15 protein-coding genes and 1 pseudogene are annotated in these 15157 nt (G+C 73.9%); 13 read left to right on the top strand and 3 right to left on the bottom strand.

Features of this window, described 5'->3' with window-relative positions:
• Window positions 1-241 precede the first annotated feature (241 nt).
• Window positions 242-1138 carry an HpcH/HpaI aldolase/citrate lyase family protein gene (locus tag QM572_RS13355; protein ID WP_415093901.1) on the top strand — a complete coding sequence of 299 codons (897 nt, stop codon included), beginning with the start codon at window positions 242-244 and terminating at the stop codon, window positions 1136-1138.
• A gap of 7 nt (window positions 1139-1145) precedes the next feature.
• Here the strand turns inward: QM572_RS13355 and QM572_RS13350 are convergent, their stop codons facing one another.
• Entirely contained in the window at window positions 1146-1901 is a 756-nt protein-coding gene (locus QM572_RS13350) for an IclR family transcriptional regulator (protein WP_415093899.1), read from the bottom strand.
• A gap of 82 nt (window positions 1902-1983) precedes the next feature.
• Here QM572_RS13350 and QM572_RS13345 point away from each other — a divergent pair, with 82 nt between their 5' ends.
• The 9 genes and pseudogenes from QM572_RS13345 (at window position 1984) to QM572_RS13305 (ending at window position 9515) form a co-directional block, all read left to right on the top strand.
• Window positions 1984-3183 (top strand): 4-hydroxybenzoate 3-monooxygenase, encoded by a 1200-nt coding sequence (locus QM572_RS13345; RefSeq protein WP_415093897.1) that lies wholly within the window; start codon window positions 1984-1986, stop codon window positions 3181-3183.
• Window positions 3180-3980 carry a protocatechuate 3,4-dioxygenase subunit beta gene (gene pcaH / locus QM572_RS13340; protein WP_415093895.1) on the top strand — a complete coding sequence of 267 codons (801 nt, stop codon included), beginning with the start codon at window positions 3180-3182 and terminating at the stop codon, window positions 3978-3980. Before QM572_RS13345 ends, pcaH begins: the two co-directional genes overlap by 4 nt.
• Entirely contained in the window at window positions 3980-4561 is a 582-nt protein-coding gene (gene pcaG, locus QM572_RS13335; protein WP_415093893.1) for a protocatechuate 3,4-dioxygenase subunit alpha, read from the top strand. Before pcaH ends, pcaG begins: the two co-directional genes overlap by 1 nt.
• Window positions 4554-5903 (top strand): lyase family protein, encoded by a 1350-nt coding sequence (locus tag QM572_RS13330; RefSeq protein ID WP_415093891.1) that lies wholly within the window; start codon window positions 4554-4556, stop codon window positions 5901-5903. The genes pcaG and QM572_RS13330 overlap by 8 nt, the downstream gene beginning before the upstream one ends.
• Window positions 5900-6679: pseudogene (locus QM572_RS13325) on the top strand (alpha/beta fold hydrolase); the annotation flags it as partial. The gene QM572_RS13330 and the pseudogene QM572_RS13325, both read left to right, overlap by 4 nt.
• Window positions 6680-6712: 33 nt before the next feature.
• A complete protein-coding gene (pcaC, locus tag QM572_RS13320; protein WP_415093902.1) occupies window positions 6713-7114 on the top strand; it encodes a 4-carboxymuconolactone decarboxylase in 402 nt (133 codons plus the stop codon).
• Window positions 7114-7881 (top strand): CoA transferase subunit A, encoded by a 768-nt coding sequence (locus tag QM572_RS13315; protein WP_415093889.1) that lies wholly within the window; start codon window positions 7114-7116, stop codon window positions 7879-7881. Before pcaC ends, QM572_RS13315 begins: the two co-directional genes overlap by 1 nt.
• A complete protein-coding gene (locus QM572_RS13310) occupies window positions 7878-8513 on the top strand; it encodes a 3-oxoacid CoA-transferase subunit B (RefSeq protein ID WP_415093887.1) in 636 nt (211 codons plus the stop codon). The genes QM572_RS13315 and QM572_RS13310 overlap by 4 nt, the downstream gene beginning before the upstream one ends.
• A gap of 3 nt (window positions 8514-8516) precedes the next feature.
• Window positions 8517-9515, top strand: coding sequence for an FUSC family protein (locus tag QM572_RS13305; protein ID WP_415093885.1), 999 nt, complete (start codon window positions 8517-8519; stop codon window positions 9513-9515).
• On the opposite strand, the gene QM572_RS13300 is transcribed toward QM572_RS13305, so the two are convergent.
• Together QM572_RS13300 and QM572_RS13295 are read right to left on the bottom strand one after the other, a co-directional pair.
• On the bottom strand, window positions 9490-10851 hold the full coding sequence (locus QM572_RS13300) for an amidohydrolase family protein (protein WP_415093883.1): 1362 nt from the start codon (window positions 10849-10851) through the stop codon (window positions 9490-9492). The genes QM572_RS13305 and QM572_RS13300 overlap by 26 nt on opposite strands.
• A complete protein-coding gene (locus QM572_RS13295) occupies window positions 10848-12041 on the bottom strand; it encodes a hypothetical protein (protein ID WP_415093881.1) in 1194 nt (397 codons plus the stop codon). Before QM572_RS13295 ends, QM572_RS13300 begins: the two co-directional genes overlap by 4 nt.
• Window positions 12042-12265: 224 nt before the next feature.
• Here QM572_RS13295 and QM572_RS13290 point away from each other — a divergent pair, with 224 nt between their 5' ends.
• The 3 genes from QM572_RS13290 to QM572_RS13280 are packed head-to-tail and all read left to right on the top strand — an operon-like array spanning window position 12266 to window position 15042.
• Window positions 12266-13057: an ABC transporter ATP-binding protein gene (locus QM572_RS13290; protein WP_415093879.1), complete on the top strand. Its 792-nt coding sequence runs from the start codon at window positions 12266-12268 to the stop codon at window positions 13055-13057.
• Window positions 13054-13908, top strand: a complete 855-nt coding sequence (locus tag QM572_RS13285) for an ABC transporter permease (RefSeq protein ID WP_415093877.1) — start codon at window positions 13054-13056, stop codon at window positions 13906-13908. Before QM572_RS13290 ends, QM572_RS13285 begins: the two co-directional genes overlap by 4 nt.
• A 60-nt stretch (window positions 13909-13968) precedes the next feature.
• Entirely contained in the window at window positions 13969-15042 is a 1074-nt protein-coding gene (locus tag QM572_RS13280) for an isopenicillin N synthase family dioxygenase (protein WP_415093875.1), read from the top strand.
• The last annotated feature ends 115 nt before the right edge of the window (window positions 15043-15157 follow it).

The following is a 15157-nucleotide window of genomic DNA, read 5'->3' as shown; positions in this document are numbered from 1 at the left end:
TCCCCGAGCCGGTGACCGCGCTGACCCTGGCGGGCGTGGCCTACCGGCCGCTGGGGCGGCCCGCGGCGTCCGTCGAGCTGGCCGAGGCGCATCGCGCGGACCGGACCGAGCCGCACCTCGCGCGGGCGGCCGAGGTGATCGGGGCGATAGCTCGTATCAGCTGATGCCATGGCCGCCGCCGTCCCGACCCGACACCGGCCTGCGTAGCCTGGAGGGGCCCCACCGTGCCGAAGGAACGCCCATGCCCCACCTGACCGAGTCCGACCGCGCCCACGCCGACCTCGCCGAGCGCCGGCGCGTGCGCGAGGACGTCCGTGTCGACGACGCCCACGCCCGCTCCTGGCAGCTGGTCAACGCCCTGTGGCTCGACCGCTTCGACGAGGCCCAGCTCGGGCGCGCCGACCAGGTCATCCTCGACCTGGAGGACGCGGTCGACGGCTCGCTCAAGCCGCAGGCCCGGTCCAACGTGGCCGAGTGGCTCCACGGCGGCGGCCGGGCCTGGGTCCGGATCAACGACTGGTCGACCGCCGAGTGGAGCGAGGACCTCGCCGCCCTCGCGGGCGCGCCCGGCCTCGCCGGCGTCATGCTCGCCAAGGTCGAGGCGGCCGAGCAGGTCACCGACACCTTCCAGCGCCTCGGCGGCGGCACCCGGGTCGTCGCCCTGGTCGAGTCGGCGCTCGGGATCGAGGACGCCGTCGCCATCGCCCGGGCGCGCGGCGCCTTCCGGCTGGCCTTCGGGTCGGGCGACTACCGCCGGGACACCGGCGCGGCCAACGACCCGCTCGCGATGGCCTATCCGCGCACCCGCCTGGTGCTCGCCTCCCGGATCGGCGGGCTTCCCGGCGCGATCGACGGCCCGACGGTGACCAAGCAGCACGCCCTGCTGCGCGAGGGCGCCGCGGACGCGGTCGCCATGGGCATGACCGGCAAGCTCTGCCTCGACCTGGACGCACCGGCCGTGATCAACGAGTCGATGTCCCCCACCCCTGCCGACGTCGCCTGGGCGCTGGACTTCCTGCAGCGCTTCGACGACGACGGCCGCGTGATCCGCGACGGCTCGGACAAGCCCCGGCTCGCCCGTGCGGAGACCATCCGGCGGCGCGCGGAGCTCTTCCGGATCCCGCCCGCGGCGGTCTGATCCGGCCTCAGGACTCGCCGCGGGGGACGCTCCGGCCGATCCCGCGCGCCGCGACCGTGAGGGCCGCGACGAGACGATCGAGGTCGCGCCGGAAGTCCGGCAGCACCACGCCCAGCGCGGCGATCACCTCGTCGCCGACCATGACCGGCACGGCCACGGAGCAGGCGCCGAGCGTCATCTCCTCCCGCGTGGTCGCGTAGCCCTGCTCGCGGATCCGGGCCAGCTGGCGCACGAGGATCCCCGGCGCCGTGATCGTGTACGGCGTCAGCGGTCGCAGCGAGGAGAGCACGCGCCGCGTCACCTCCTCGGGGGCGGCGGCCAGCAGCACCTTCCCCACGCCGGTCGCGTAGAGCGGCAGCCGCGATCCCGTCCGGCTCACCACCGGCACCGAGGCGTGGCCGGCGACGCTCTCCAGATAGAGCGCGCCGTCGTCCTCGCGCACCGCCAAGTGGATCGTCGCCCGGGTCGCGGCGTGCAGGTCGCCGACGAAGGGGGCCGCGACCTCGCGCAGGCCGGTCTCCACCGGCGCCAGCAGGCCGAGGTCCCAGATCCGGCGGCCGATCCGGTAGCGCCGGTCCTCGCCACGGACCAGCGCCCCGCCGTCGGTGAGCTGGCGGGCGATCCGGAGGGTGGTGGCCGCCGACAGGCCCGCGCGGTCGGCCAGCTCGGCGAGCGTCAGGGCGCGGTGCCGCTCGTCGAACGAGCCGAGCACGTCGAGCGCCCGCCCGACGAGCGAGGCGCCGGGCGCGGAGCCGCCGGCCATCCCGACCCCCTCTCGTCCTCTGGTTTCACTGAGTGGAATCCCACTCTAGGCCGGCGTGACGGTCGTCACTAGCGTCGCCGCCGTGAGTCACGCCAGCCGCACCCAGGTCGCCATCGTCGGCGGCGGCCCCGCGGGGCTGATGCTCTCCCAGCTCCTCCACCTGTCCGGGATCGACAGCATCGTCCTCGACAACCGCACCGCTCCGACGATCGAGGGCACCCACCGCGCCGGCATCCTCGAGGCCGACAGCGTCCGGCTGCTGGTCGACGCCGGCGCCGACCGGGTGCTGCGCGAGGGCCACCGGCACGACGGCATCTCGCTGCGCTTCGCCGGGGTCAGCCACCGCATCGACTTCGCCGACCTGGCCGGGTCGTCCTGCTGGCTCTACCCCCAGACCGAGGTCTTCGCCGACCTCCACCGTCTGCGCACCGCCACCGGCGGCGACCTCCGCTACGGCATCGCCGACACCGCCGTCTCCGGCCTCGGCGTGGCCGACGACACCGAGCGTCCTCGGATCCGGTACGCCGACACGGACGGCCGGTCCCACGAGATCGTCGCCGACCTGGTGGTCGGGGCGGACGGGTCGCGCAGCATGTGCCGCCACCTGGTCGAGGGGGCGGAGCGCTTCCAGCGGGAGTACCCCTTCGCCTGGTTCGGCGTCCTGGTCGAGACGCCGCCCAACGCGCCGGAGCTCGTCTACACCCGCTCGGAGGCGGGCTTCGCCCTGGTCAGCCAGCGCACCGAGACCGTCCAGCGGCTCTACTTCCAGTGCGACCCGGCCGAGCGGGTGGAGGACTGGTCCGACGACCGCATCCGGGAGACCCTGCAGACCCGGGTCGCGGGCGAGGACGGCTTCCGGCTCCACGAGGGGCCGGTGCTGGAGCGGTCGGTGCTGCCGTTCCGCAGCTTCGTGCAGAGCCCGATGCGCCACGGCCGGCTGCTCCTCGCGGGCGACGCCGCCCACACCGTGCCCCCGACCGGAGCCAAGGGGCTGAACCTCGCGCTCGCCGACGTACGCATCCTGGCGGAGACCGTCGAGCGGGCACTGCTCAAGGACGACGCCGACGCCCTGGCCGAGTACACCGACCGGGCGCTGGCCCGGGTGTGGCGGGCGCAGCACTTCTCCTACTGGATGACCACCCTGCTCCACCGGCCTCCTCGCGGCGACCAGGCCGGCGGCTTCGACGAGCGGCGCCAGCTCGGCGAGCTGGCGAGCATCGTCGCCTCCCGTGCCGGATCGACCTACCTCGCCGAGGGCTACACCGGAAGGACCCCGTCATGAGCAGCACCTCCCTCACCGCGCCGGAGCAGGCTCCCCAGCCGGAGCGACAGCTCGACTCGCAGCGGACGATCAGCGACGAGATCGCCAAGGTCGCGGCCGGCGCCGACGCGAGCACGCCGCAGCCGCTGATCGACTACCCGCCGTACCGCAGCTCGGCGCTGCGCCACCCCACCAAGGACCTGCGCCACGCCGACCCGGAGACCATCGAGCTGTGGGCGCCCTGCTTCGGGCAGCGCGACGTCGACCCGCTCGAGGCGGACCTCACGATCGGCGGGCGAGGCGAGCCGATCGGCGAGCGGATGATCGTCACCGGCCGGATCACCGACGGCGACGGGCGCCCGGTGCGGCGCCAGCTCGTCGAGATCTGGCAGGCCAACGCCGGCGGGCGCTACGTGCACAAGCGCGACCAGCACCCCGCTCCGCTCGACCCCAACTTCACCGGCGCCGGGCGCTGCCTCACCGACGACGACGGCCGCTACCGCTTCACCACGATCAAGCCCGGTCCCTACCCCTGGCGCAACCACCACAACGCCTGGCGCCCGGCACACATCCACTTTTCGCTCTTCGGCCACGAGTTCACCCAGCGGCTCGTCACCCAGATGTACTTCCCGGGCGACCCGCTCTTCGCACTCGACCCGATCTACCAGGCGATCACGGACCAGGGCGCCCGGGACAGGCTCGTGGCGACGTACGACCACGACCTCACCAGCCACGAGTGGGCGCTCGGCTATCGCTGGGACATCGTCCTCACCGGGGGCCACCGCACCTGGCTCGAGCCCGAGGGGAGCGACCTCTGATGACGCTTGCGCCGACCCCCGGCCAGACCGTCGGGCCGTTCTTCCACTACGGCCTGCCATACGACGGCGACCGCGACCTCGTCCCGCCCGGCTCGCCCGGGTCCGTGGTGCTCCACGGCACCGTCTACGACGGCGCCGGGGTGCCGGTCCCCGACGCCCTCGTCGAGATCTGGCAGGCGGCGCCCGACGGGACGATCCCGCAGGCCGCCGGCTCGATCCGGCGCGACGGATGGACCTTCACCGGCTTCGGCCGCGCCTCGACCGGCCGGGACGGGCGCTACGCCTTCTCGACGCTGCTGCCCGGCTCCACCGAGCCCGGCGGGCCGGCGCTGTGGGCCGTCACGCTCTTCGCGCGGGGCCTGCTCCACCGGCTCCTCACCCGCGCCTACGTGCCCGGCCCGGGCCTCGAGGCCGACCCGTTCCTGGCCTCCCTCTCGCCGGCGGAGCGGGCGACGCTGATCGCGGTGCCGGACGCCGGCGTCGGTGGCGTCGTCGGCGAGGGCTACGTCTTCGACATCCGGATCCAGGGGGAGCGCGAGACGGTCTTCCTGGACCACCTCGGGGCCGGGTCGCGTGGCTGACCTGTTCTGGCCGGGCGAGGAGCGGGCGGGCGCGCTGATGGGCGACGCCGCCCTGCTCGACGCCATGGTGGCCGTCGAGCAGGCCTGGCTCGACGCCCTGACCACCCTGACCACCCCGCCGAATGGGGCCTCCGTCCCGCCGAATGGGGCCTCCGGCAGCGCCGAGTGGGGGCTCGCGCGCACGCAGCTCGGTGGGCTCGTCGGCGAAGCCGACCTCGAGGCGCTCGCGACCGGAGCCGAGGGCGGCGGCAACCCCGTGCTCGGCCTCGTCACGCTGCTCCGGGAGCGCAGCGGCAACGCGTGGGTCCATCGCGGGCTCACCAGCCAGGACGTCGTCGACACCGCCCTGATCCTCGTCGCGCGCGAGGCCGCCGACGCCGTACGCCGTGAGCTCGACGCCCAGGTCGAGGCACTCGCCTCGCTCGCCGAGGCCCACCGCGACACGGTCATGGCCGGTCGTACCCTCGGCCAGCACGCCGTGCCCATCACCTTCGGGCTCAAGGCGGCCGGCTGGCTCACCGGGCTGCTCGACGCCCGCGACGCCCTCGCCGCGCTGCGGTGGCCGGTCCAGCTCGGCGGTGCCGCCGGCACCCTCGCCGCCGCGACCGTCCTCACGCGCGACCCGGACCGTTCCGACGCAGACGATGCATGGGACCTGGTCCGGCGGACCGCGGCCACGCTGGGGCTCGAGGCGCGGCCGCCGTGGCACACGTCGCGCCGCCCGATCACCGCCATCGGGGACGCGCTGGTCACCGCGACCGACGCCTGGGGCCGGGTCGCCGCCGACGTGATCACGCTCAGCCGGACCGAGATCGGCGAGCTGGCCGAGCCGGCCGGCGAGGGCCGTGGCGGCTCCTCGACCATGCCCCACAAGCGCAACCCGGTGCTCTCGGTCCTCCTCCGGCGGGCGGCGATCACCGCCCCGCCGCTCGCCTCGACGCTCCACCTCGCCGCCGCGCTCAGTGACGACGAACGGCCCTCCGGCGGCTGGCACGCCGAGTGGGCGACGCTGCGCGACCTCGGTCGACGGACGGTCGTGGCCGCTCGCCAGGCGACCGAGCTGCTCGCCGGCCTGGAGGTGAACGCGGCCCGGATGGCCGCCACCGTCGAGGCGGGCCGCGACGACCTCCTCGCCGAGCAGGAGTCCGTCGTCGCCTTCGCCGGCGCCGGCACGCGGCCCCAGGCGGGGGCGGAGGCGGAGGTCGACGGCGACTACCTCGGCGCGACCGGCCACCTCATCGACGAGGTCCTCGAGCGTGTCGCCGCGACGACTGCTGGCGAACGCGCCACGTCCGACCCCGATTCGACCGGTTCACCAGCAGTGACGGAGAGGTCCCGATGACGATCCCCCGCATCACCGGCGTCGAGCTGGCCGGCGACGCCACCCTGCCCCTCCTGATCGTCGGCCCGTCGCTCGGCACCGGCGTCGCGACCCTGTGGAGCCCCGTCGCCACCCGGCTCGACGACGCCTTCCACGTCGTCGGCTGGAACCTCCCCGGCCACGCCGGGGCCCCCGTCGCGGAGCCGTACGACCTGGCCGAGCTGGCCGCCGGCGTACGTACCTTCGCGGCGGGCGTCGTCCAGGCTCGCGCCGCCGCGGCCCCCACTCGCCCCGGACGGAGCCCCCATTCGGCGGGAGGGGAGGCCCCACTCGGCGTGTATGTGGCGGGCGACTCGCTCGGCGGGGCGGTGGCGCTCCAGTGGCTCCTCGACGCGCCGGAGGAGGTCGCCGGCGCCGCACTGATCTGCACCGGCGCGAGGATCGGCGACGCCCAGGGGTGGCACGACCGCGCCGCGACGGTGCGCGCGAGCGGCACGCCGGTCATGGTGACGGGAAGCGCCGAGCGGTGGTTCGCCAAGGGATTCATCGAGCAGCACCCGGAGACCGCGACCGCCCTGCTCGCCGACCTGCAGCACGCCGACGCCGAGGGCTACGCCCGTGCGTGCGAGGCGCTGGCCGGCTTCGACGTCCGGCACCGTCTTCGCGAGATCACCCGGCCGGTCCTGGCCATCGCGGGCGACGAGGACGCTCCCACGCCTCCGGCCAGCCTGGCCCAGATCGCCGACGGCGTCTGCGACGGCCGCCTGGAGGTGCTCGACGGGGTCGCCCACCTCGCTCCGGCCGAGGCGCCGGGACGCGTGGCCGGCCTCCTGCGCCGGCTCCTCCCGCGGCACACCGAGCAGACGACGTACGACGCCGGCATGGTCGTCCGGCGCGAGGTGCTCGGCGACGCCCACGTCGACCGCGCGAACGCCGCCGTCACCGAGCTCACCGAGGAGTTCCAGGAGCTGATCACGCGCTACGCCTGGGGGACGATCTGGACCCGCCCGGGCCTCACCCGCCGCGACCGATCGATCGCCGTGCTGACCGCGCTCATCGCGCGCGGCCACCACGAGGAGCTCGCCATGCACCTGCGCGCCGCGGTCCGCAACGGCCTCACCGTCGACGAGATCAAGGAGGTCGTCCTCCAGTCGGCGATCTACTGCGGCGTGCCCGACGCCAACACCGCCTTCCGGATCGCGCGCGAGGTCCTCGAGGGCCAGGAGGGCTGATGGACAAGGTGGTCGCCTCGGCGGCAGCGGCGGTCGCCGACATCCCCGACGGCGCCTCCCTCGCCGTCGGCGGCTTCGGGCTGTGCGGGATCCCCTCGGTCCTCATCGCCGCGCTGCGCGCCCGCGGCGTCGGGAGCTTCGAGGTCTTCTCCAACAACGCCGGCGTGGACGACTGGGGGCTGGGCCTCCTGCTCGGCGACGGCCGGATCCGCCGGATGGTCGCCTCCTACGTCGGGGAGAACAAGGAGTTCGAGCGGCAGTACCTCGCCGGCGAGCTCGAGGTCGAGCTCACGCCCCAAGGGACGTTGGCCGAGCGGATGCGAGCGGGCGGCTCGGGCATCCCCGCCTTCTTCACCCCGGCCGGGGTCGGCACGCAGCTGGCCGAGGGCGGCCTGCCGTGGCGGTACGCCGCCGACGGCTCGGTCGCCGTCGCCTCACCCCCCAAGCGGACCGAGACCTTCGACATGGGCGGCGGCGAGCGGGAGTACGTCCTGGAGCGGGCGCTCGTCGCCGACTTCGCCCTCGTCCGTGCCTGGAAGGGCGACCGGCACGGCAACCTCGTCTTCCACCAGGCGGCGCGCAACTTCAACCCGCCGGCGGCGATGTGCGGGCGGATCACGATCGCCGAGGTGGAGCACCTCGTCGAGCCCGGCGCGCTCGACCCCGGCGACATCCACACGCCGGGGGTCTACGTGCACCGCGTCGTCGCCCTCACCGAGGACCAGGCCGCGGAGAAGCGGATCGAGCGCCGGACGGTGCGTCTGTGAGCTGGACCCGCCACGAGATGGCCGCCCGTGCCGCCGCCGAGCTGTCGGACGGCGACTACGTCAACCTCGGCATCGGCCTGCCGACCCTCATCCCCAACCACGTCGCCGACGACGTCGAGCTGGTCCTGCAGAGCGAGAACGGCATCCTGGGCCTCGGCGCATACCCGCGCGACGAGGAGGTCGACCCCGATCTGGTCAACGCGGGCAAGGAGACGGTCACGCTGCGTCCGGGCGCGAGCCTCTTCGACTCCGCGACGAGCTTCGGCATGATCCGCGCGGGCAAGATCGACGCCGCGGTCCTCGGCGCCATGCAGGTCTCGGCCACCGGCGACATCGCCAACTGGATGATCCCGGGAAAGATGGTCAAGGGCATGGGCGGCGCGATGGACCTGGTCCACGGCGCCGCGAAGGTCATCGTGCTCATGGAGCACGTCGCCAAGGACGGCTCGCCCAAGATCGTCGAGCGCTGCTCGCTGCCGCTCACCGGCCGGGGGGTGGTGCAGCGGATCATCACCGACCTGGGCGTCCTCGACGTCACGCCGACCGGCCTGGAGCTGGTCGAGCTCGCTCCGGGCGTCACGCTCGCGGACCTTCGTGCGGCGACCGGGCCGCGGGTCCACGACCGCTCGTAGGCGATGGGCATCGCGCCGCGTGGCGACGCGGAGCGCGTCGCGGGCCGGGCGGCGATCTCCGTGCTGGTGCCGCTGCTGGCGCTGTGGTCGCTCGGGCGGCTGGAGTGGTCGCTGTACGCGTCGTTCGGGGCGTTCACCTCGCTCTACGGACGCGAGCGCGCCGGCGTACGGCGGACCCGGCTCCAGGTCGTCGTCGGCATCGTCCTGACCGCCTGTGTCACCCTCGGCTCGGTGGTCGGGCTGAGCGACGAGCGGCGGTGGCTCGCCGTCCCGGTCGCGGCCCTCGTCGCGGGCACGGCGACGTGGGAGTCCGCGCGGCGGGGCTGGCATCCTCCGGGCGCGCTCTTCCCGGTCTTCGCCTTCGCGGCCGTCGCCTCGGTGCCCAGCGGGGCCGCGGAGGTCGGCACCGCGGCGCTCTGCTCGGCCAGCGCGGCGGCGCTCTCGATCCTGGTCGGCGCGGCGGGGTTGTCCATCCGGCGCGACCGACCCACCGCGCCACGGCACGGACCGGCCGCCGCCGACCGGCCTCGGCGCACCGGGATCGCCCACCCGTCGCTCACCGCGGCGAGCGTGCTCGCCGCCGGGCTGATCGCCACGGGCGCCGGGATCGGCCGGCCCTACTGGGCGATGGTGGCCGCCGTCGTGCCCTTCGCCGCCCGGGAGTGGCACGCCCAGCTCAGCCGCGGGCTCAGCCGGGTCGTCGGCACAGCGGCCGGGCTCGGCGCGGCGGCGGTCCTGCTGGCGCTGGACCTGCGCGGCCTCGGGATCATCGTCGCCGTCACCGTGCTCCAGGCACTGGCCGAGCTGGTCGTGGGCCGCAGCTACGCGCTGGCTCTCGTCGCGGTCACCCCGCTGGCGCTGCTCATGGTCAACCTCGCCGCGCCCCTGCCGACCGGCACGCTCCTCGCGGAGCGGGCGGTGGAGACGCTCGTCGGCACCGCGGTCGGCCTGATCGTGGCGAGGTGCGGCACAGCCGTCACAGCGCCAGCAGCGCCTCGGTGAGCGCGCCGACGTCGATCCGGGTGCTGCGGCCGTCGCGGACCACCACCTCACCCTCGACGAGGACGGTGTCGACGATCCGCGGCGTTCCCGTCGTCAGCATCGAGGCGCCCGGATCGGTGACCGGCAGGCAGCCGAAGTCGCGATCGAACCGGACCAGCGTGAGATCCGCCGGCCGCCCCACCTCGACCGCTCCGGGCACGCGCGCGGCCGGCCGGCCGAGGACGGCGGCGGCCCCGTCGACCGCGAGAGCGATCATCTCGGCGAAGGGGAGGACGTCCGCCCTGCCCTGCACCGCACGCTGCACGTAGGCCCCGGAGCGGAGCGTCTCCCACATGTCCTGGCGGTCGTTCGAGCCGGGGCCGTCGACCCCGAGGCCGACGGCGAGGCCGAGCTCGCGCCACTCGCCCACCGGCGCGACGCCGGACCCCAGCCGCATGTTCGAGACCGGGTTCCACGACAGCCCGACGCCGTGGGAGGCCAGCCGTGCCGCCGCCTCGCGGGAAAGGGCGACGCCGTGCACCGCCAGCAAATGGCCGCCCAGGAGCCCGCCCCGCTCCAGATAGGTGACGGCGTCGACGCCGGCGTGCTCGCGGCACATCGCGTCGTCCGTGCCGGTCTCGGAGAGGTGGATGGTCACCGGCAGTCCGTGGTCGTCGGCGAACCCGCGCACCAGCGCCATGCCGTCGGGGGTGATCGTGCGGGCGTTGGCCACGGCGACGGCCATGGCGATCCGCGATCCCGCCGTGGCCTTCATGAGGCCGGTGAGGTCGTCGAAGACCTCCTCGACCGGCTTCATCAGCCGTGGCTCGAAGCCCCAGCGCCGCGTCGCGTCGGCCCGGTCGGCCCAGCCGACACCGAGGACGGCGCGGACGCCGACGTGGTCGAGCCCGCGACGGACGGCATCCCAGATCGCGGGGTCGGGGTGCGACCAGCCGTGCTCGACGAGGAGGGTGGTGCCGCCGAGCAGCCCCTCGAGCGCGCCGGCCACGGTGGCGACGTACGCCGTCTCCGGGGTCGTGGCGACCATGCCCTCACCGATCGCGAGCAGCCACTCGAGGAGCGGCCGCCCCTCGCCCGCGCCTCGCAGCACAGACTGCTGCAGGTGGGTGTGCGTGTTCGTGAAGCCCGGAATGAGATGACCGCCCCTCCCCGAGACGACCTCCTCGGGCCACACCCGCGCCGGGTCGTGGTCGAGGAGGTCGCCGACCAGCCCGCCCGCGAGCAGCACGTCGGTGTGCGCCCGCCAGCCGGAGCCGGTCCACACGGTCACGTCCGTGACCGCCGCGGGCCGCTCGGCCCCCCGGGGGCTCGGCCGGCGCAGGTCGGTCGTCGTCACGGCATCCCGACCGAGGTGTCGACGAACCGGTTGGTGAAGAGGTCGTCGGCGGCGAGGTCGTCGGGCACCTTGCTGCCCTGCGCGCGGATGATGGGGGCGACCTCGTCGAAGAAGGCGTCGACGCGCGCGTCGTCGTAGCCGCCGACGGTCCCGTTCTCCGCCTCGATCAGGCCCTCGGAGCGCAGCAGGTCGCTGCTGTAGGTCGCCTCCCCGATCGTGTACGCCGAGTACGACGGGTCCGACCCGACCACGTCGACGATCACCTTGTTCGTGGCATCCGGGTCCGTGACGTAGTCGGCGCTGGCCCGCTGCACGATCGGCACCAGCCTCTCCAGGCACGGCGCCGACGACTCGAGCTTGTCCGCGCGGACGGTGAGGTTGGACGCGTAGGGGTCGTAGCCGACGTCCTTGAGCATCTCGTAGTCCACCTTCTTGTCCCAGGCGGGCGTGTCCTTCTCGTAGGTGTAGGGCTCGGAGTTCGCGAAGCCCTGCTGGACGATCGACGGGTCGGCCACGAACCGGGCCGGGGTGCCCTCGTAGCCGGTGTCGAGCTGGTCCTCGGTGACGTAGCCCTTCGAGAGCAGCCAGGCCGGATACGACTGGTCCTTCGAGACGACCACGGTCGCGCCACTGTCGGCGAGCTTGGTGATGTCGAAGTCGTCGCCCTGCGACGCGGGGTCCCACATGAGCATGGCCGGCGAGTGGGTGAGCAGCGGCGTGACGGCCACGACCCGCTGGTCGCCCGAGGCGGCGATCATCACGTCGGAGTGCACCAGGCCGAAGTCGACGGAGTCGTCGGCGTACATCTCCGACGGCACGGACTGGAAGCCGATCGCCGGGCCGCCGGCGCGGAGGGTGAGCTTGGTGCCGGTGCTCGCGCCGTCCACGACGAGGGTCCCGGTGACCGACTTCGTCGTCGTGTCGACCGTGTAGTCGGGGCCGAGGAGCGAGAAGAGCGCTCCCATGTCGGACTGGGGCTGCCACTGCAGCTGCACCACGACATCGGCGCCGCAGGCGTCGCCGAGCTGCTCGGCGGCCGGCGCGGCAGGAAGGTCGGCGGCCTTCGCCTCGGAGCCCGCGGACCCGGAGGACCCCGAGGACTCCGACGAGCAGGCGCCGAGCGCGCCGGCGAGGAGGAGGGCTCCGGCCGCGGCGGCGGCACGTCGGGCGGTGGGCGGGGACGGGTTCATCGGGTTCTCCTTGGCGGGGTGGGTCTGGGGGGGTGGCGAGGAAGGGGGCGCCCCGACGCCGGGGCACTGGCGGGAACACTGACCGACCCGCCGAGGGCGACGCAAGGGATCAATATGCATGTAACAAGCATTTAATGGCCCGATATCTTGTTCTGATCTACATGTAATCAGAGGATTGTCGTCAACCGGAGCGACTGCATCGCATATCCACTGATCGGAGCACCATGACCCGCGCCACCCCGCTCGCCGACACGATGAACGACGTCGACGCCAGCCACCTGGTCCACGGCCTCCAGGTCTCCTTCCAGCACCTGGGCATGACCTACGGCACCGGCACGACGGCGCTGCAGGACGTCGACCTGTCGGTCCGCACCGGGGAGATGGTCGCCATCGTCGGACCCTCCGGCTGCGGCAAGTCCACCCTGCTGCGCCTGGCCGCCGGACTGGAGCGTCCCAGTCGCGGGAGCGTCGCCGTCGGGACCCGTTCGGTCGGCTTCATCTTCCAGGAGCCGACCCTGCTGCCCTGGGCGTCGGTCCGCCGCAACGTCGCGCTGCTCGGCGAGCTCGCCCGCCTCCCGCGCGAGGTCGCCCGCGGCCGGGTCGAGGACGCCATCCTCGCGGTCGGCCTCGAGGACTTCGCCGACCAGCTGCCCCGCTCGCTCTCCGGCGGCATGCGGATGCGGGTCTCCCTGGCTCGGGCACTCGCCCTCGAGCCGCAGGTGATGCTGCTGGACGAACCCTTCGGTGCGCTCGACGAGATGACGCGCGAGGAGATGCAGCTCCAACTGCTCGACCTCTACGAGCGGCGCCGCTTCACGGCCCTCTTCGTGACCCACTCCGTCTCCGAGGCCGTCCTGCTCGCCGACCGGGTGGTCGTGATGTCCGCCCGGCCCGGACGGATCCGTGCCGTGGTCGACGTCGACCTCCCCCGGCCCCGCGGGCCCGAGCTCCGCTTCGAGGCGTCGTACGTCGACCAGGTGAAGCACATCTCCGAGCTGCTCCGAGGAGTCCGATGACCACCGTCCCCGCCATCCGTTCCCGCGTACGCCGGCCCGCGATGACCCTGTCCGCCACGAGGCTCCGCCGGATCATCGCGGGAGCCGCGGTGCCGGTGCTGGCGCTCACCGCCGGCCTCGGGGCGTGGTACGCCGCGAGCTACCTCGTGCTCAGCCCGAGCCGCCGGTTCCTGCTGCCGCCGCCGCAGCAGGTGTGGCAGCTCTCGCTCTCCGACGGCGCGCACCTCCAGCCCATGCTCGACGGCCTCGCCGTCACCGCGCGGGTCACGGCGATCGGCCTCCTCGTCGCCACAGCGGTCGGCGTCGCGGTCGGTGCGCTGATGAGCCAGGCCCGCTGGCTGGAGCGCTCGATCTATCCCTACGCCGTCCTGCTGCAGGTCGTCCCGATCCTGGCAATCGTGCCGCTGATCGGCCTCTGGTTCGGCTACAGCCTGACCGCCCGCGTGCTCGTCTGCGTGCTGATCTCGCTCTTCCCGATCATCACCAACACCAACTTCGGCTTCCGCTCGGTGGACCGCGGGCTGCACGAGCTCTTCAGCCTCGGCCGCTCCTCCGGCCTCCAGCGACTGGTCCGGCTCGAGCTCCCGGCGGCCCTCCCCTCCATCCTCACCGGCCTCCGCATCGCGGCGGGGCAGGCCGTCATCGGCGCGATCATCGGCGACATGTTCTTCGCCCAGGGCGAGGCCGGGATCGGGACGCTCATCGACAACTACCGCGCCCAGCTGCGAAGTGAGGACCTGATCGCCTCGATCCTCCTCGCCGCGACCTTCGGCATCGCGGTCTTCGGCCTCTTCGCCGTCCTCACCTCCACCCTCGTCGGCCGCTGGCACAGCTCAGCGGACCGTCGCTGAGCCCTCACCCCTCGTCCGCACCACCTCGACCACCCTCGACCACCCGATCAGGAGCCCGCCATGAGCTTCCACGTCCCGACCATCGACATCTCGCCGTACCTCGTCCCCGGCGCCAGCGCCGCCACCGACCCCGCCTGCGCGCAGGTGGCGGCCGAGATCGACCGCGCCTGCCGCGAGGTCGGCTTCCTCCAGGTCGTCGGGCACGGCGTCGACGACCGGCTCGTCGACGGCCTCAAGGCCGCGCTCGACGAGTTCTTCGGACTCGACCTCGACGTCAAGAAGCGCTACCGCCGCAACCCCGGCGACAACCGCGGCTACGCGCCGCCGAAGTCGGAGTCGCTCTCCAACAGCCTCGGCGTCACGCCCGCGAACATGATGAACGACTTCTACGAGGCCTACACCGTGGGCTCCGAGGCCGGCTGGTACGACGGCGTCGAGCTGCCCGAGTCGAGCTACGCCGGCAACAACTGGCCCGAGGCGGCCCCGGGATTCGAGCCGGCGGTCCTGGACTACTTCGCCGCCGCGACCGGGCTCTCGCGGGTGCTGCTGCGCGCCTGCTCCGAGGCGCTCGGCCTGCCGATCGACCACTTCGACACCCTCGTCGACCACTCGATCGACGCCATGAAGATGAACAACTACACCTTGCCCGAGGGCGAGATCGAGCTGGCCGGCGAGCTGATGGGGATGGGCGCCCACACCGACTTCGGCATCCTGACCGTGCTGTGGGCCGACCAGGTCGCCGGCCTCCAGGTGCTGGGCGACGACGGCACCGGCGAGGAGGCCTGGCACGACGTCATGCCGGCCGACGGGGCCTTCCTCATCAACCTCGGCGACGCGATGGCGCGCTGGACCAACGACCGCTGGAAGTCCACCCTGCACCGGGTCAACCCGCCGGTCGTCGACGGCCGGATCATCCGCCGGCGCTCGGCGGCGTTCTTCTTCGACGGCAACTACGACGCGGTCATCTCGCCGCTCCCGGGCACCGTGGCCGACGGCGGGACGGCGTACCCGCCCATCACGGTCGCCGAGAACATCGCGGCCAAGGTCGCCGGCCTGAAGACCGGCCTCGCCACCGGCGCGAAGCCCGCCGGCGCCGACCGCGAGGCGGCCCGCTTCGCCGCCGCCTCCGCCTGACGCCCGGATCCATCGCGCGCAGGCACCCCCCCCCCGACCCCGCCCCGGGACGCGGATCGCCTGGGCGGGGTCGGGGGGGGGGTGCCTGCGCGCGATGGATCCGGGCGTCAGGCGG

Source organism: Nocardioides sp., assembly GCF_047607365.1.
Classification (GTDB): domain Bacteria; phylum Actinomycetota; class Actinomycetes; order Propionibacteriales; family Nocardioidaceae; genus Nocardioides.
This window is presented reverse-complemented; position numbering and strand designations above follow the sequence as displayed.